Origin of the sequence: Rahnella sp. PD12R (assembly GCF_019200965.1) — a bacterium.
Taxonomy (GTDB): domain Bacteria; phylum Pseudomonadota; class Gammaproteobacteria; order Enterobacterales; family Enterobacteriaceae; genus Rahnella; species Rahnella laticis.
Genome location: NZ_JAHTMS010000006.1, coordinates 55,616 through 72,783 on the forward strand (window position 1 = coordinate 55,616; position 17,168 = coordinate 72,783).

Here is a 17,168-nt window from a genome sequence, read left to right on the forward strand (position 1 = left end):
GTTTTGTTACGTTCAGCGTGTCACGTCCTGCTGAGACCGGTAGCACGCAATTAAAATTTTTCCCGCAAACGTGTGCTAAAAGTACTGGAAAGCACAGAATGAGATGTTAGAATCCTTTTTTAAGCAACCTGGTGATTCTTGAGATGGGTAAGAACGTCGTCGTACTCGGCACACAATGGGGTGATGAAGGGAAAGGCAAGGTCGTAGACCTGCTTACTGAACGGGCTAAATATGTTGTGCGCTATCAGGGCGGTCACAACGCCGGTCACACTCTGGTTATCAACGGTGAAAAAACCGTTCTTCATTTAATTCCGTCTGGCATTCTGCGTGAGAACGTGATCAGCATCATCGGCAACGGTGTTGTTCTGGCACCTGACGCTTTAATGAAAGAAATGGGCGAACTTGAAGCTCGTGGCATCCCTGTACGCGAACGTCTGTTACTCTCTGAAGCTTGCCCGCTGATCCTGCCTTACCATGTCGCACTGGACATGGCGCGCGAAAAAGCGCGTGGCGATAAAGCTATCGGCACCACCGGTCGCGGCATCGGCCCGGCTTATGAAGATAAAGTTGCCCGTCGCGGTCTGCGCGTTGGCGATCTCTTCAACAAAGAAACTTTCGCTATCAAGCTGAAAGAAATCATCGATTATCATAACTTCCAGCTGGTCAACTACTACAAAGTAGAAGCCGTTGATTTCCAGAAAACGTTGGATGATGTCATGGCTATCGCCGACATCCTGACAGCTATGGTTGTTGACGTGTCTGAGCTGCTGGATGGCGCGCGTAAGCGTGGCGATCTGATCATGTTCGAAGGCGCACAAGGTACGCTTCTGGACATCGACCACGGGACTTATCCGTATGTAACGTCTTCCAACACCACAGCAGGCGGCGTCGCTACCGGTTCTGGTATTGGTCCACGTTATGTTGATTACGTTCTGGGTATCGTAAAAGCCTATTCCACTCGCGTGGGTGCAGGTCCGTTCCCGACTGAACTGTTCGACGAAACCGGCGAATTCCTGCGTAAGCAAGGTAACGAATTTGGTGCGACCACCGGTCGTAGCCGTCGTTGCGGCTGGCTGGACATCGTTGCCGTACGTCGTTCTGTGCAGATCAACTCCCTGTCTGGTTTCTGTCTGACCAAACTGGACGTGCTGGACGGTCTGAAAGAAGTGAAACTGTGTGTTGGCTACCGCATGCCTGATGGCCGCGAAATGACGACCACCCCGCTGGCAGCAGAAGGCTGGGAAGGTATCGAGCCAATCTACGAAATCATGCCAGGCTGGAGCGAAACCACCTTTGGCGTGAAAGAAGTCGAAAATCTGCCACAAGCAGCACTGAACTACATCAAACGTATCGAAGAGCTGACTGAAGTTCCGGTTGATATCATTTCGACTGGCCCGGATCGTAGCGAAACCATGATCCTGCGCGACCCGTTTGACGCATAACAGCCTGAGCTGATTGCGTAAAAACGTCATAACCGGGCAAATTTGCCCGGTTTATTTTTTTCTGACCGTCCACGCTTGTTTACTTCCCGCGAAGCATCCACTATCTAAATGATTAGCTGCAAAGTTCGCGGCTGGTTTATCATCAAAGTGTCATAATAAACAATCATCTTCACCCTGTTGTCATTGCTGACGTGGAAAGACCGGGTAAACAACTACCCAGAGGTATGTGTGCAGTTAACGAGTTTTACTGATTATGGTTTGAGAGCGTTGATTTATATGGCATCCCTGCCAGGCGATCAGATGACCAACATTTCGCAGGTCACCGAAGTTTATGGTGTATCGCGCAACCACATGGTGAAAATAATTAATCAGTTGAGCCGTGCGGGCCTGGTCACCGCTGTCCGTGGAAAAAACGGGGGCATTAAACTGGGGAAACCCGCGGAAACAATCCGCATTGGCGATGTGGTTCGCGAACTCGAGCCGCTTTCACTGGTTAATTGTGACAGTGATTTTTGCCATATCACGCCCGCTTGCCGGCTAAAACAAGTCCTGCACACTGCTGTAGAACATTTTCTTGATGAGCTGAATCAGTACACTCTGGCCGATATGGTCAAAGATAACTCTACGCTCTACAAATTATTGCTTGTTGAATGAAAGACTTTCAACAAACTGCTGATGACAACGGAGGAACCGCTATGTCACAAGATCCATTCCTGGAACGAGAAGCAGAAAAATACGAATCACCTATTCCCAGCCGTGAATTTATTCTTGAACATCTCGCCAAACGTGAAACGCCCGCCAGCCGGGAAGAGATTGGGAATGAGCTGAATCTTTCCGGAGAAGAGGCGCTGGAAGCCCTGCGCCGTCGTCTGCGCGCGATGGAGCGTGACGGACAGCTCGTCTTCACCCGCCGTCAGTGTTACGCGCTGCCGGAACGTCTGGACTTACTGAAAGGGACCGTCATTGGCCATCGCGATGGCTACGGTTTCCTGCGTCTTGAAGGCGTTAAGAAAGACGACGTATACCTTTCTGCTGAACAAATGAAAATGTGCATCCACGGCGACGTGGTGCTTGCACAACCGGTCGGCACCGACCGTAAAGGCCGCCGTGAAGCGCGTATCGTGCGCGTTCTGGTGCCGAAAACCAGCCAGATTGTCGGCCGTTACTTTACCGACGCGGGTGCGGGTTTTGTCGTACCTGACGACAGCCGCCTGAGCTTCGATATTCTGATCCCGGCCGATGCCATTAACGGCGCGCGCATGGGCTATATGGTGGTGGTGGAGCTGACACAGCGTCCGACCCGCCGTACCAAAGCCGTGGGCAAAATAGTGGAAGTGCTGGGCGATAAAATGGGCACCAGCATGGCGGTGGATATCGCGCTGCGTACTCACGAAATCCCGCACGTCTGGCCGCCACAGGTTTTGAAACAGGTCGAAGACCTGAGTGAGCAGGTTCCGGAAGAAGCTAAAAAAGGCCGCGTCGATTTACGCAGCCTGCCGTTAGTCACTATCGATGGTGAAGACGCCCGCGACTTTGATGACGCCGTATATTGCGAGAAAAAACGCGGTGGCGGCTGGCGCTTATGGGTGGCTATCGCTGACGTGAGTTATTACGTTCGCCACGGCACAGCGCTGGACGACGAAGCACGCAGCCGCGCGACATCTGTTTACTTCCCGTCGCAGGTTGTCCCGATGCTGCCGGAAGTCCTGTCGAACGGCCTGTGTTCCCTGAACCCGCAGGTTGACCGTCTGTGTATGGTCTGTGAGATGACGATCTCCGCGCAGGGCAAACTGACCAGCTCTAAATTCTACGAAGCAGTGATGAGCTCCCACGCGCGTCTGACGTACAACAAAGTCTGGCGCATCATAGAAGGCGATCCTGAGCTGCGTGAGCAGTACAGCCCGCTGGTTAAGCATCTGCTTGAACTGCACACCATGTACAAAGTGCTGGATCAGGCGCGTGCAGAACGCGGTGGTATCGCCTTTGAAACGGAAGAAGCGAAATTCATCTTCAACGCTGAGCGCCGTATCGAACGTGTCGAACCGACCGTCCGTAACGACGCGCACAAACTGATTGAAGAGTGCATGATCCTCGCGAACATCGCGGCGGCGCGTTTTGTTGAAAAACATAACGAACCGGCATTGTTCCGTGTTCATGACCGTCCAAGCGATGACCATATTTCCGCGCTGCGAAGCGTGCTGGGTGAACTGGGTCTGGTCATGGGCGGCGGTCTGAAACCTGAGCCGAAAGATTATGCTCAGATTATGGATGAACTGGCGGATCGTCCTGACCGCGAAATGCTGCAAACGATGTTGCTGCGTTCGATGAAACAGGCGATTTATGACCCGGAAAACCGCGGTCACTTTGGTCTGGCGTTGCAGTCCTACGGGCACTTTACGTCCCCAATCCGTCGTTATCCGGATCTGGCCTTACACCGCGCCATCAAATATCTGCTGGCGAAAGAGCACGGCACGCTGAAAGACCGCTGGACGCCAACCGGCGGCTGGCACAGCGACTACGAAGACATGTTGCAGCTCGGCGAGCATTGTTCCATGGCAGAACGCCGTGCGGATGAAGCGACCCGTAACGTGGCTGACTGGCTGAAATGTGACTTCATGCAGGATCACGTCGGTGAAGTCTTCACCGGTATTATCGCCAGCGTTACCGGCTTCGGTTTCTTCGTGCGCCTGAACGATTTGTTCATCGACGGTCTGGTACATGTGTCCTCGCTGGACAACGACTACTACCGTTACGACAACATCGGGCAGCGCCTGGTGGGTGAATCTTCCGGCGCGGTTTACCGCCTGGGCGATACGGTAGAAATCCGCGTTGAAGCCGTGCATATGGATGAACGCAAAATCGATTTCGCACTGGTTTCCAGCACCCGTAAAGCACGTGGTGAAGGTAAAACAGCCCGCGATCGCGCGAAAAAAGGGGGCGAACGTTCCATGCGTTCTACTGCGCCTGCCAATGCAGGGCGTCGCCGTACCGGCAAGAAAAACGTGAACTTCGAGCCGGACAGCGCTTTCCGTAAAGACGACGCGAAACCGGCCAAGCCGAAGAAAGAAAAGGTTGTTGGTGCAGTCGGCAAAGACGGCAAACCAAAGAAAGCCAAAAAGCCTTCTGACAAAACGGCGAAAATCGCAGCGGCCACCAAAGCCAAGCGCGCGAAGAAAAAGTCGACTGACAGCTAATCCTTCCCGGCGATTCTTCTATGGTAGAATCGCCCGTAACCTTATTAAATTGCGGACAGCATGCTGTCCGCAAGTCTATTTTAAAGAGCATCATGAGCGAAATTATCTACGGTATTCATTCCGTTAAAGCTTTACTCGACAACGATCCCCAGCGCTTTCTGGAAGTCTTCATCCTGAAAGGTCGTGACGACAAACGTCTGAAACCGCTGATCGACGAGCTGGAAGCCAGCGGCATTGTTATCCAGGTGGCGAGCCGCCAGTGGCTGGATGAGAAATCCGAAGGTGCCGTGCATCAGGGAATTATTGCCCGCGTGCGCGAAGGCCGCCAGTATCAGGAAAACGATCTGCCTGCGCTGCTGGAAAGCCTCGATTGCCCGTTCCTGCTGGTGCTGGACGGCGTAACTGACCCGCATAACCTCGGTGCCTGCCTGCGTACCGCTGATGCGGCCGGTGTTCATGCCGTTATCGTTCCGCGTGACCGTTCTGCAAAACTGAACGCGACAGCCAAAAAAGTGGCCAGCGGCGCAGCAGAAAATGTGCCGTTGATCAACGTGACCAATCTGGCGCGTACTTTACGTGTATTGCAGGAACATAACGTCTGGATCGTCGGCACGGCTGGCGAAGCGGATCATGACCTGTTCCAGAGCAAAATGACCGGCCCGATGGCGCTGGTGATGGGCGCAGAGGGCGAAGGTATGCGCCGTCTGACCCGTGAACATTGCGACGAACTGATCAGCATTCCGATGGCGGGCAGCGTGTCTTCCCTGAACGTGTCTGTCGCGACCGGCGTTTGTTTGTTCGAAGCGGTACGTCAGCGCGGTTTGAAAAAAAGCTGATTTCAGTTTCTGATTTCATGCCATAAAACGGGAGCCTTCGGGCTCCCGTTTGCATTTCTGCCTTTGTGATCTGCGCGCCTGTTAATTCCCCGCTTTTTACCATACTGATACCTCATCCTTTTGAAAGGGAGCAGGCGATGAACTGGGAAACACACCGGGTTTTCAATCAGCCCAAACCGTTGAGTAACAGCAATTTATTCCTCTCCGATACGCCGCTGCGCGAAGCTGTTTCACGTCAGCAGGCGGGCTGGGACAATGACGTGCTGGCCTCTTTAGGGCAGCAGCTGGGCTCTGCCGAATCGCTGGAGCTCGGACGGCTGGCGAATGCGAATCCACCCGATCTTCTGCGTTATGACACCACAGGGGAGCGGCTTGACGATGTCCGTTTCCACCCGGCCTGGCACTTGCTGATGCAGGGGCTGGTTGCCAACCGCGTGCATAATTTACCGTGGCAGGAAGATGCCCGTATCGGTTCCGCCGTGGCGCGGGCGGCGCGATTTATCCTGCATGCTCAGGTTGAGGCCGGAACACTTTGCCCGGTGACGATGACTTTCGGTTCAATTCCTCTTTTACAACAATATCTGCCTGCGGAATTTCGCAGCTGGCTGAAACCACTGTTGTCTGACCGTTATGATCCGCATTTGCAGCCCGGCGATCAGAAAAAAGGTGTGCTGATTGGCATGGGCATGACCGAAAAGCAGGGCGGTTCTGACGTGCTCAGCAACACCACGCGGGCGGTTGCGCCGGAAGGCCGTGGCAGTGGAAAACCGTATCATCTGACCGGCCATAAATGGTTTTTCTCTATGCCGCAAAGCGATGCGCATCTGGTGCTGGCGCAGGCCGGCGGCGGGCTTTCCTGCTTCTTTCTGCCACGGGTTTTGCCGGACGGCTCGCGAAATGCCATCCGTATTGAACGCCTGAAAGACAAACTTGGTAACCGCTCGAATGCCAGCAGCGAAGTAGAGTTTCAGGATGCGACGGGCTGGCTGCTGGGCGAAGAGGGCGAAGGGATCCGCCATATCCTGAAAATGGGCGGGCATACGCGTTTTGACTGCGCGCTGGGCAGCCACGCCATGATGCGCCGGGCTTTATCCGTGGCGCTGTATCACGCCTTCCAGCGGCAGGTTTTCGGCAAGCCGCTGATTGAACAGCCGCTGATGCGCCAGACGCTGAGCCGGATGGCCCTGCATCTGGAAGGGCAAACCATGCTACTGATGCGCCTGGGCGCTGCGACCGGTGCCCGCGATAATCCAACTGAGCAGGTTTTGTGCCGCCTGCTGACGCCCGCCGCGAAGTTTGAAGTATGCCGTCAGGGCATGCCTTTTGTGGCGGAAGCGATGGAGGCGCTGGGCGGGATCGGGTATTGCGAAGACAGCGAGTTGCCGCGTTTGTACCGCGAAATGCCGGTAAACAGCATCTGGGAAGGTTCCGGGAACGTGATGTGCCTCGACATGCTGAGAACCCTCAAAAAGCTGCCCGCCAGCGGAGAAATGCTGCAACACCTGCTGCATCAGGCGCGCGGACAAAACCGGATTTTCGACCGCGCTTCACGCCAGTTTCTGCAACGGCTGCGGACACCGGAAGAAGCGCAGGGGCGCTGGCTGACAGGGCAATTGTTTAACCTGCTGGCGGCCACGCAGATGCTGGAATTCGCTTCGCCGCCAATGGCAGACGCGTGGTGCCGGATGGTGCTGGATCCACGCGGTGAAACATTGCTGCCGGAACGTCTGTGTCAGTTGCTGATCAATCGCGCGATCGGCGCTGAATAATTAGCGGTAAAGCGTGGCCTGAGAATACCAGCGGCCGGGCACAATGGTTTCGCTGTTAAACATGATGACGTAATAATGTGCGCCCGCCGCGGTGGCTTTGCGCCGGATTTCCGCTTCGACGTCCATCGGGCTGCCAATAGCTTCGGCAGTAATGCTGCCGATTTTGGTCAGCGTTGACGTCTGGGCGCGGGTAATTTCCTGTGCTTTTGCCGTCGGCGCGGGCGGAGGAACAGGCGTTGTTTGCATGACGTTGCTGCAACCGCTGAGCGCAGCCAGCAACAGCAGCGCGGCGGAGATTCGGAGGGATTTCATCGTGATATCCGGTAAAAGGGCGATAGTCTGAGTGTAGCCCTTTCACCGGTGTGCTGGCGAGTCTGTGCGGAGTTTATTACCGCGCGACGCACGTCTTATCTTTCGGAAATTTTAAACACGCTCACCAGCTGCGAAAGGTGACGCCCCTGTTCGCTGAGCGCCGCAGCGGTTTGGCGGGAATTTTCCACCAGCGTGGCGTTCTCCTGCGTCGCTTTACCAATCTGCATGATGGCAATATTGACCTGCGAAATCCCTGAAGACTGCTCGTGCGAAGCCACGTCAATGTCACTCATCAGTACTTTGACCTGACGGATCCCGGCAAGAATATCGCTCATATTGGCCTGCGTTTTGGCTGCGCTCTGATGGCCGTCTTCGACTTTGCTCAGGGAATCGGCGACCAGATTTTCAATCTCTTTTACTGCATTCGAACTGCGTTGTGCCAGCGCCCGGACTTCGGCGGCAACCACTGCAAATCCGCGCCCGTGTTCACCGGCTCTGGCGGCTTCCACGGCGGCGTTCAGCGCCAGAATGTTGGTCTGGAAAGCGATGCCTTCGATGACCGTGGTGATATCCGCGATACGCGTTGAGGCATGTTTGATGGCTTCCATGCTTTCGACGGACTGATTCACCGCATCCGCGCCAATCGTGGCGGCTTTATCTGTTTGTTGCACCAGTTGCGTTGCCTGTGAGGCGTTGTCTGCGGTGTTCTGCACGGTGGCGGTAATTTGCTCCATACTGGCCGAGGTTTCTTCAAGACTGCTCGCCTGCGTGCCAATCTGCTGATTGATCTGATCGCTGTCGTGCGCCAGCCCGTGCGTATTGGTCATAATTTCAGAAGACACCTGGCGCACTTCGCCGACAATTTTCTCCAGGCCGTGGCCGATACCATCAATGGCGTGCATCAGGGAACCAATCTCATCGACGCGTTGCGTCTGCGCGCGGGCACGCAAATCACCGCTGGCATATTGCTGGGCAATCAGCACAACGTCGCTGAGCGGGCGGCTGACCAGTTTTCGCGTCAGCCCGATAAAGAGCGCGGCGAACAACGCCAGCGCCAGAAGGCTGATCATCAGGAAACGGTTACGCGTGCTGTTAACCTGTTCCATCAGACTGTCTTTGTCGGTACTGCCCACGACGACCCAATGCCACGCCGGGACATTGGCGTAGACAATAAATTGCTGATGCTGGCTGGCCGGATCGGTGTACTCGCGTTCTCCATGCGGTTGTGACATCACCTGCTGCAACTCGCCGTCCGGCCACGCCGGGGTTTTGCCTTCATCCGTGGAGTGCACCAGATACTTGCCGAGATCTTTCCCCGGCGCGCTGTTGAGCACAAAGAAATAACCTTTCTCCCCGATGCGTTTGGATGAAATTTTGGAGCGCATATCCGCGTACTCCTGCGTGATATCCACACCGACGAACAAAATGCCAATCACACTGCCCTGAGCGTCACGCACCGGCTGATATTTGGTGATGTATTTTTTGCCGAATAACGTCGCGAGGCCGCTGAAAGATTGTCCGACCATAATCCGTGCATATGCCGGGCTGGTGTTGTCGAGCAGCGTCCCGATGGCACGGGTGCCATCCTGCTTTTTCAGCGAAGTCGTCACGCGGATAAAGTCGTCGCCGCGGCGGGCGAAAACCGTAGAGATCGCGCCGGTGCGCGCAAGGAAATCATCGGGGATCCGCGTATCAAGGTTCAGGGGATTGCCGCCTGCTTTAATCACGGGGGCAGACTCACTGCCGATCATCACCGGGCTGGCGGTATCCAGCTCGAAATTCTCCGGCAGAAAATGGCTGAACAGGCGCGTGTAGCTGTCCACTTCGGCATTCAGGCTGGCGTTATACATCTCAATCATGTCAACGACGCCGGTCACCTGTTCTGAAATGGCGTTAACGGCCAGTGCGTTGACCTGTCTGCCGGCAGAGTGGGTCAGTGACAAAGTGAAAATAATAAACAGGGTGCCGACCAGCAGCGAAGCGATACTGGCCAGTTTTGCGCCTATGCTCCAGCGGCGAAATGAGCGTTTTGATGCCGTTTTCATGGTGTTTTTCCGTTTGCTTCTGATAGCGCACTAACGGCGGCAAACGGGAAAGGATTAATGTTCAAATGTAACCAGTTATTTCATATAAAATTGATCTAAATCAATGAAATTATCCTCAATGTGTGAATTTGAATTAGGTGAAAATGGCTGGTTTTACTTTCACTCCGGTAAATGGTTATAAATCATACGAAAAAGGTTGTGGCCGGCGGGCGGCAGGCCAGTAAAATGAAAAGCAGACGGAAGCCAAACTCATTTGCCAAAAAGCGTAAAGGGAGTATCCGATGGTTGAGATGTACGAAGAAAATATTGACGGGATCCAGGTTATTCACGCCGTTCCTGCCGGGCAATATCAGCAGAAGCTCCCGACGATATTTTTCTATCACGGTTTTACCTCGTCGAAAGAAATTTACTCCTATTTTGGTTACACGCTGGCGAAGGCCGGTTTTCGCGTTATTTTGCCCGACGCCCGCCTTCATGGCGCACGCGCGGATGGCGATGAAGCCCGGCTGCTGGCGAATTTCTGGGGCATTTTGCAGGGCAACGTCGAAGAGTTGCTCGTGCTGAAAGATCACTTTGTCGGCAAAGGGCTGGCGGATCCTGAAAGATTAGGCGTCGGCGGCGTATCGATGGGCGGAATGACGACGATGGCCGCGCTGGTCAAATTCCCGTGGGTGAAAGTGGCGGCGAATCTGATGGGTTCCGGTTATTTTTCAACATTATCGCACTTTCTTTTTCCGGCTTATGACACGCAAGACTCCGCGCAACGCCACGCGTTTGAACGCGAATTTGCACCGTTACTCAGCCTGGATTTCAGCGGAAAAGCGGCTTTAATTGCCGGTAAACCGTTGTTTGTCTGGCATGGCGAACAGGATGATGTCGTCCCGTTCGGCGAAAGTCAGCGCCTGCGGCAGGAACTTGCAGAGAATGGTGCGGATGCGAACCTGACGTTCATTTCTGAAGCGCAAGCGAAGCATAAAGTGTCGGTTAATGCGCTGGCGAAGAGTACGGCATTCTTCACCGCAAAGCTGTAGAGAAATTAATCTACCTTTCTCCTTGAGTTTCCCACAGGCTGTACATATAATTGCGCGTCATTTTTTCGACCGCACAACAAACACGTTCCTTGCTTCCATGGGCCGCGGTTGACCCTGACAGGAGGCTGAATAATCCGTAAGGAGCAATTCGATGCGTCATTACGAAATCGTTTTTATGGTTCACCCTGACCAAAGCGAACAGGTTCCGGGCATGATCGAGCGTTACAGTGCAGTAATCACTAACGCTGCTGGTCAGATTCACCGTCTGGAAGACTGGGGCCGCCGTCAACTGGCTTACCCGATCAACAAACTGCACAAAGCTCACTACGTTCTGCTGAACGTTGAAGCTCCGCAGGAAGCGATCGATGAGCTGGAAACTAACTTCCGCTTCAACGACGCCGTTATCCGTAGCATGGTTATGCGTACTAAACACGCGGTAACTGAAGCATCTCCAATGGTTAAAGCAAAAGACGAACGTCGTGATCGCCGTGAAGACTTTGCTGAAGCTAACGATGATGCTGAAGCTGGGGATTCTGAAGAGTAATTGCCGTGACGGCGAATCGTCTGGTGTTGTCAGGCACTGTGTGCAAGACCCCCATTCGTAAAGTCAGTCCTTCGGGCATTCCTCACTGCCAGTTTGTGCTTGAGCACCGCTCGCAGCAGCAGGAAGCCGGATTTAGCCGACAAGCATGGTGCAGAATGCCCATCGTTGTCAGCGGACAAGCGTCACAAGCATTAACTCACAGTATAACGGTCGGCACGCAACTCACTGTTACCGGATTCATTAGTTGCCATCAAGGGCGCAATGGACTGAATAAAGTGGTGTTACATGCCGAGCAGATTGATTTGATAGATTCTGGAGACTAGCCTAATGGCACGTTATTTCCGTCGTCGCAAGTTCTGCCGTTTCACCGCGGAAGGCGTTGTAGAGATTGATTACAAAGACATCGCTACGCTGAAAAACTACATTACCGAAAGCGGTAAAATTGTCCCGAGCCGTATTACCGGTACTCGTGCAAAATACCAGCGTCAGCTCGCTCGTTGCATCAAGCGCGCACGCTACCTTTCTCTGTTGCCATACACTGATCGTCATCAGTAATCGGCAACTGTCAATTAACGACTCTGAGAGGATAAGGTAATGCAAGTTATTCTGCTTGATAAAGTAGCAAACCTGGGCAGCCTGGGTGATCAAGTTAACGTTAAAGCGGGCTACGCTCGTAACTTCCTGGTACCACAGGGCAAAGCTGTTCCTGCTACCAAGAAAAACGTTGAATTTTTCGAAGCACGCCGTGCAGAGCTGGAAGCTAAACTGGCTGACGTTCTGTCCGCTGCTGAAGCTCGCGCAACTAAAATCAACGAACTGGGTTCAGTAACCATCGCGTCTAAATCAGGCGACGAAGGCAAACTGTTCGGCTCTATCGGTACTCGCGATATCGCTGATGCAGTAACTGCTGCTGGTGTTGAAGTTGCTAAAAGCGAAGTTCGTTTGCCGAATGGCGTTCTGCGTACCACTGGTGAACACGAAGTTGAGTTCCAGGTACACAGCGACGTATTCGCTAAACTGAACGTAGTTGTGGTTGCTGAAGCGTAATAACGCTGCAGTTAACCTGTAAAACGCCGGCCTTGTGCCGGCGTTTTGCTTTTCTGCGTCCGGGAAAATACGCTAGTCTGAAAAGGCATTCATTCATGGAGCGATTCGATGGCAGACATTACTCTTCAGCGCGTTTACGATTTCCACGGTCCGGCACAGCAATATTGTTATCTGACGGATCGTTTATGGCCGCGGGGCATCAGCAAAGAAAGATTGCAGGGCGTCGTCTGGCTCAAAGAGGTGGCACCGGAAACTGAGCTGCGCCAGTGGTTTCATCATCACACCGACCAGTGGGATGCGTTCGCCGCACGTTATCGTCAGCAGCTTGAAGCCAGTGAGCACTGGAAGGAATTACTGGAGATAGTGCAGCAAGGCCATTCACTGACCCTGCTGTTTGGCAGCAAAGACGTACACCATAATCAGGCCGTCGTGCTGCGGGAGTTTCTACATGAAAAGCTCAACACTTAACCGCCGCGCTGGAAACTGCCGTCCGGCTGACGCGTAAACGTCACCGTCACATTCTGATCCGTCGTCACCTGTAATGCGGTGACCACGCCCTGCGCATCGCGCTGAATCTTCACCTGCTGACCCGTTTTGAGCGTGCTCAGCGGTTTATCAGCGCCTTCAACGCGCGCCATCGCGAATACATCATTCACGGCCATATTATTATCGCGGAACAGCTGAGCCAGCGTCTGGCCTGACTGAACCTGATAATTGCGCCAGGTGCCGGTGCTGTCGTTCACCTGCGGCTGTACCGGGTCCGGTTCCGCCATTTGCGTGGTCCGGCCCTGATCGTTACGCAAATCGGCCTGCATAGGAATGCTGGTCGGCTGCTGCGGTTGCGAAGGCGCGTAAGTATTTTCCGGCGTATAAGGCCAGAGCAGTGCCAGAAGGATCACCAGTACACTGATAATCATGCCACGGCGGTGCGCATAAGGCAGGGGCGACATCCAGTGGAAATCGTCGCTCATATGCCAGATTTTGCTGAGCAGCGTTTTGCTTTTCGCCACCGCAGAAGAAGCGCGACCGGTTTGCCCGACGTTTTCTTCCTCTTCGTTTTCAGTTTGCGCTGTCGTGTCTTGCATCGGCCTTTTCATAATGGCAATCCAGGATCTCAACATGGGTTGATAAATACGGACGGCTTTCCTTCTCCTGGGCGGGATTCTGCCCATGACAACCTCTCTTTTTCACTGTCACAATTTCGACTGCCTGTTGCTGCCTAGTATAGCCGTTTAACTGCTTGATGCGGAAAGGGGCAAAGCATAAATATCACCCAAACGATGTGTTAAATAGCGGCAAATACGAAAAATTTATCGAAAAGTGGAAGGAACTGCGTCAGGCGTCAAGTTGCCTCACAGAGAATTTTACCCAAAAGCGTTGCGCTGCTATGCTGCGCGTTCGACATTTTTAAGAGCTAAGGAAAATTCATGACTACCCCTTCATTTGACAGCGTAGAAGCGCAGGCAAGTTACGGTATCGGCCTGCAGGTCGGTCAACAGTTGCAGGAATCAGGTTTGCAAGGCTTAGAGCCTGACGCACTGCTGGCAGGCTTACGTGACGCGCTGGAAGGGAATACGCCAGCCGTTCCTGTTGATGTGGTTCACCGCGCACTGCGTGAAGTCCACGAACGTGCTGATGCTGTTCGTCGTGAACGTCAGGAAGCCCTGGCCGTTCAGGGTCAGGAATTCCTGGCTGCCAATGCACAGCGCGAAGGCGTAAGCAGCACCGAATCCGGTCTGCAATTCTCTGTGATTACTCAGGGCGAAGGCACTATCCCGGGCCGTCAGGACCGCGTACGTGTTCATTACACCGGTAAACTGATCGACGGCACTGTGTTCGACAGCTCCGTACAGCGTGGCGAGCCGGCTGAATTCCCGGTTAACGGCGTGATTGCTGGCTGGATTGAAGCACTGACTCTGATGCCAGTGGGTTCTAAATGGGAACTGTACATCCCTCATAACCTGGCTTACGGCGAACGTGGTGCGGGTGCTTCCATCCCTCCATACAGCGCGCTGGTCTTTGAAGTTGAGCTGTTAGAAATTCTGTAATTCCTCGCGGAAACCAGAAACGAAAAGGGCGCATTTGCGCCCTTTTTTCATCTTTGACTTTGACGGAATGTCGCTTTCGAAAATCGGAATTACTCGCCGCGTAATGCACGCGGGAACAGCAGATTATTTTCCAGATGAATATGTTCCATCAGGTCGGTGATGAACTCGTTAATCCCGGCATACAGCGCACGCCAGGTGACACAGGCGCCTTCCGGCGGCGTCACGTTATTGGTCAGTCGTTTGATCTCTTCCAGAATATCGCCCGCATCATCATGCTCACGTTCCATCACTGAAATCGGACCGGCGGCCTGACGGCCCATACCGCCGCGGATCATCGGGAAAAGGATCTGTTCTTCTTTCATCATGTGCTGGGTCAGTTCGTCGAGGATCAGTTGCAGCTGAACTGCCAGACCGTGCGGGCAGGGCAGTTTGTCACCGTGAACGCGTTCGACTTTATCCGCCATCAGCACCAGCTCCGGCAATTCCTGACGGTGACGATCGTGATAACGCGGAATAATGAAATCGATGATCTCTGCCAGCGGCGCGGTTTTCCAGTCTGTAGAAGTGTCCGGTTGCTGTGCAATTTCAGCAAGTTGCTGTTCGATCGCATCAATATCCAGCTCTTTTTTGGTTACGGCGCGCAGAAGCGTTTGTTTGCCACCACAGCAGAAATCCAGATCATACTGACGAAAAAGACGGGTTGCGCGCGGAATGGCAACGGCCAGAGCGCCAAGAGGTTGGTCGCGATAGTCCATGATGAAGCCTCGTTAAATGAAGGTATTTATAACATGCATTGTAAATGCATGTTTAAGGCAAGGCTATAGCTCAAAGGAAGTACAGAAAGAAAAAACGCTCCCTGAGGAGCGTTGAGTGAAAGGCTATTTTTGCAAATCGACCTGATAAACCTCGAAGCCGATATCGTCCGGCCCTTTGGCGGTGACCGGATACTGCGCATGAGATTTAATGAAGGCCGCGGCCTTTTCGCCCGGCGATGTCTCGAAGCGGATATCCAGCGGCTGCGGCGCTTTAATTGTTGCCAGCTTCCAGTTGTTGTCGGCTGTTGGCGTAACCGCACCGTGTTTTTTGGTTTCCGCGCTGATATATGCTGCAACCACAGACCGGTTTTCATCCGGCGACGCGAAGGCAATGTGTTTATCGCCGGTGCCCGCGAATTTTCCGCCGTAGGCACGGTAGTTGTTTGTAGCGACCAGGAAAGTCGCTTTCAGATCGATAGGCTTACCGTTGAACGTCAGATTTTTAATGCGCTCAGCATCTTTGTTGATGAGCGTACATTCGCCGTCATATTTCGCCGGCTGGCTGACATCAATCTGATAATTCACGCCATCTATCACGTCGAAGTTATAGGTACGGAATCCGTCCCAGTTAATCAGCGACTGTGGCTTAGTGCTGTTCACATCAATCTGATTAAACTGCCCGGCGGAGCATTCCAGCCAGTCTTTCACTTCCTGCCCGGTGACTTTCATCACCACCAGCGTATTTGGATAAAGATACAAATCTGCGGCATTACGGAAGGTCAGTTCGCCCTTTTCCACCTCGACATAGCTGGCCGGATCGTTTTTACGTCCGCCCACTTTGAACGGCGCGGCAGCGGATAATACCGGCAGATTCGCTAAATCCGGATCGCCCTGAATGAAGTGTTCGGTATAGGCTTTTTGTGCATTGTTGACGATTTGCACCGTCGGATCGTCCTGTACCAGCGCCAGATAGCTATACATGTTATCGTTCGATTTGCCGATGGGCTTGCTGACAAATTCTCGTGTCGCGTCATGTGAAGGCGCGAGGACTTTCACCAGATCCTGATCTTCAGCGGCCAGCGATTTCTTCTGCGCTTTGTCATAGATCGGACGCGCTTCTGCCTTTGCGGTTTCCACTTTCCAGCCGCCACCGTCGTTATTTAAGACCATATCGACTACGCCCAGATGGTCGCCCCACATGCCCGGCATCACCGCAGGAATGCCATTCAGCGTCCCCTGTTTGATGTCAGCGCCTTTAATATTGGCGAATTCTTCGCTCGGGAATACGGCGTGCGCGTGACCGAACATAATGGCGTCGATACCTTTCACCTGGCTCAGGTAATACACCGAGTTTTCAGCCATGGCTTTGTACGGATCGCCGGACAGACCGGAGTGGGGGATGGCGACAATGATGTCCGCGCCCTGTTTACGCATCTCCGGGATCCATTTTTTGGCGGTCTCGGTAATATCCGCAACGGTGACTTTGCCCTGCAAATTTGCTTTGTCCCAGACCATGATTTGCGGCGGAACAAACCCGATATAACCGATGCGCAGATTATGCGTTTTGCCGTCGCGATCTTTTACCGCGTTGTCGGTAATCAGGAAAGGCGAGAACAGCGGTTTGCCGGTTTTGTCGTCGATGACGTTGGCATTTACGTAAGGGAATTTCGCCCCGGCCAGCGCTTTTTTCAGATAATCAAGGCCGTAGTTAAACTCGTGATTCCCCAGGTTGCCGACCGCGTAATCCAGCGTGTTCATGGCCAGATAAACGGGATGAATATCGCCCTGTTTCAGCCCTTTTGCTGCCATATAGTCGCCCAGCGGGCTGCCCTGAATGATGTCGCCATTATCGACTAACACGGAGTTGGTCACTTCGTTTCGCGCGGCGTGGATCAGGCTGGCAGTGCGCACTAACCCGAATTTGTCCGTCGGCTTATCTTTGTAGTAATCGAAGTCCATCATGTTGCTGTGCAGGTCCGTGGTTTCCATGATGCGCAGATCCACCTGTGCCGCGCCCGCAGATGCTGCGACCAGCGTAGCCAACAGGGATAACGTCAGATGACGCTTATTCATTGCCTTGCCTCCAGAGAACGGGCGACGCCCGGAAAAGAAAAACCGGATATATATCTCAAAATTTGCTGAGAA

At 53.6% G+C, this 17,168-nt stretch carries 17 protein-coding genes; 12 read left to right on the plus strand and 5 right to left on the minus strand.

Annotation, left to right across the window (positions count from 1 at the left end):
* The first annotated feature begins 143 nt into the window (after positions 1–143).
* The 5 genes from KWG64_RS13195 to KWG64_RS13215 all read left to right on the plus strand — a co-directional run bounded on the left by KWG64_RS13195 (position 144) and on the right by KWG64_RS13215 (position 7,241).
* Positions 144–1,442 carry an adenylosuccinate synthase gene (locus tag KWG64_RS13195; RefSeq protein WP_101078282.1) on the plus strand — a complete coding sequence of 433 codons (1,299 nt, stop codon included), beginning with the start codon at positions 144–146 and terminating at the stop codon, positions 1,440–1,442.
* A gap of 228 nt (positions 1,443–1,670) precedes the next feature.
* A complete protein-coding gene (nsrR, locus tag KWG64_RS13200; protein ID WP_165058831.1) occupies positions 1,671–2,096 on the plus strand; it encodes a nitric oxide-sensing transcriptional repressor NsrR in 426 nt (141 codons plus the stop codon).
* Positions 2,097–2,137: 41 nt separating this feature from the next.
* Positions 2,138–4,636: a ribonuclease R gene (rnr, locus tag KWG64_RS13205; protein ID WP_218522147.1), complete on the plus strand. Its 2,499-nt coding sequence runs from the start codon at positions 2,138–2,140 to the stop codon at positions 4,634–4,636.
* 92 nt (positions 4,637–4,728) lie between these two features.
* Positions 4,729–5,472, plus strand: coding sequence for a 23S rRNA (guanosine(2251)-2'-O)-methyltransferase RlmB (gene rlmB, locus KWG64_RS13210; RefSeq protein WP_014411562.1), 744 nt, complete (start codon positions 4,729–4,731; stop codon positions 5,470–5,472).
* A gap of 137 nt (positions 5,473–5,609) precedes the next feature.
* Positions 5,610–7,241, plus strand: a complete 1,632-nt coding sequence (locus KWG64_RS13215) for an isovaleryl-CoA dehydrogenase (RefSeq protein ID WP_218522148.1) — start codon at positions 5,610–5,612, stop codon at positions 7,239–7,241.
* On the opposite strand, the gene bsmA is transcribed toward KWG64_RS13215, so the two are convergent.
* A complete protein-coding gene (bsmA, locus tag KWG64_RS13220; RefSeq protein WP_218522149.1) occupies positions 7,242–7,553 on the minus strand; it encodes a biofilm peroxide resistance protein BsmA in 312 nt (103 codons plus the stop codon).
* Between the two features lie 95 nt (positions 7,554–7,648).
* Entirely contained in the window at positions 7,649–9,598 is a 1,950-nt protein-coding gene (locus KWG64_RS13225) for a methyl-accepting chemotaxis protein (RefSeq protein ID WP_218522150.1), read from the minus strand.
* A 281-nt stretch (positions 9,599–9,879) separates the two neighbouring features.
* On the opposite strand from KWG64_RS13225, the gene yjfP reads away from it, so the two are divergent.
* The 6 genes from yjfP to KWG64_RS13255 all read left to right on the plus strand — a co-directional run bounded on the left by yjfP (position 9,880) and on the right by KWG64_RS13255 (position 12,688).
* Positions 9,880–10,629, plus strand: a complete 750-nt coding sequence (gene yjfP / locus KWG64_RS13230) for an esterase (RefSeq protein WP_218522151.1) — start codon at positions 9,880–9,882, stop codon at positions 10,627–10,629.
* A 151-nt stretch (positions 10,630–10,780) separates the two neighbouring features.
* The gene (rpsF, locus tag KWG64_RS13235) at positions 10,781–11,173 is read left to right on the plus strand and encodes a 30S ribosomal protein S6 (RefSeq protein WP_013573776.1); all 393 of its coding nucleotides are present in this window, start codon (positions 10,781–10,783) and stop codon (positions 11,171–11,173) included.
* A gap of 5 nt (positions 11,174–11,178) precedes the next feature.
* Positions 11,179–11,496, plus strand: a complete 318-nt coding sequence (gene priB / locus KWG64_RS13240; RefSeq protein WP_101078289.1) for a primosomal replication protein N — start codon at positions 11,179–11,181, stop codon at positions 11,494–11,496.
* Between the two features lie 4 nt (positions 11,497–11,500).
* Entirely contained in the window at positions 11,501–11,728 is a 228-nt protein-coding gene (gene rpsR / locus KWG64_RS13245; RefSeq protein ID WP_002210155.1) for a 30S ribosomal protein S18, read from the plus strand.
* A 39-nt stretch (positions 11,729–11,767) separates the two neighbouring features.
* Positions 11,768–12,220 carry a 50S ribosomal protein L9 gene (gene rplI / locus KWG64_RS13250; RefSeq protein WP_129954277.1) on the plus strand — a complete coding sequence of 151 codons (453 nt, stop codon included), beginning with the start codon at positions 11,768–11,770 and terminating at the stop codon, positions 12,218–12,220.
* A gap of 108 nt (positions 12,221–12,328) precedes the next feature.
* The gene (locus tag KWG64_RS13255; protein WP_218522152.1) at positions 12,329–12,688 is read left to right on the plus strand and encodes a DUF488 domain-containing protein; all 360 of its coding nucleotides are present in this window, start codon (positions 12,329–12,331) and stop codon (positions 12,686–12,688) included.
* On the opposite strand, the gene KWG64_RS13260 is transcribed toward KWG64_RS13255, so the two are convergent.
* Positions 12,685–13,392, minus strand: a complete 708-nt coding sequence (locus KWG64_RS13260) for an OapA family protein (protein WP_218522153.1) — start codon at positions 13,390–13,392, stop codon at positions 12,685–12,687. The two genes, KWG64_RS13255 and KWG64_RS13260, sit on opposite strands and share 4 nt — an antisense overlap.
* Before the next feature lie 255 nt (positions 13,393–13,647).
* Here KWG64_RS13260 and fklB point away from each other — a divergent pair, with 255 nt between their 5' ends.
* Positions 13,648–14,268: an FKBP-type peptidyl-prolyl cis-trans isomerase gene (gene fklB / locus KWG64_RS13265; RefSeq protein WP_095923686.1), complete on the plus strand. Its 621-nt coding sequence runs from the start codon at positions 13,648–13,650 to the stop codon at positions 14,266–14,268.
* A gap of 89 nt (positions 14,269–14,357) precedes the next feature.
* On the opposite strand, the gene ytfE is transcribed toward fklB, so the two are convergent.
* Together ytfE and KWG64_RS13275 are read right to left on the minus strand one after the other, a co-directional pair.
* Complete coding sequence (gene ytfE / locus KWG64_RS13270; protein ID WP_218522154.1) at positions 14,358–15,023, minus strand: iron-sulfur cluster repair protein YtfE; 666 nt, start codon at positions 15,021–15,023, stop codon at positions 14,358–14,360.
* Between the two features lie 123 nt (positions 15,024–15,146).
* A complete protein-coding gene (locus KWG64_RS13275) occupies positions 15,147–17,096 on the minus strand; it encodes a bifunctional 2',3'-cyclic-nucleotide 2'-phosphodiesterase/3'-nucleotidase (protein WP_218522155.1) in 1,950 nt (649 codons plus the stop codon).
* Positions 17,097–17,168: the final 72 nt, after the last annotated feature.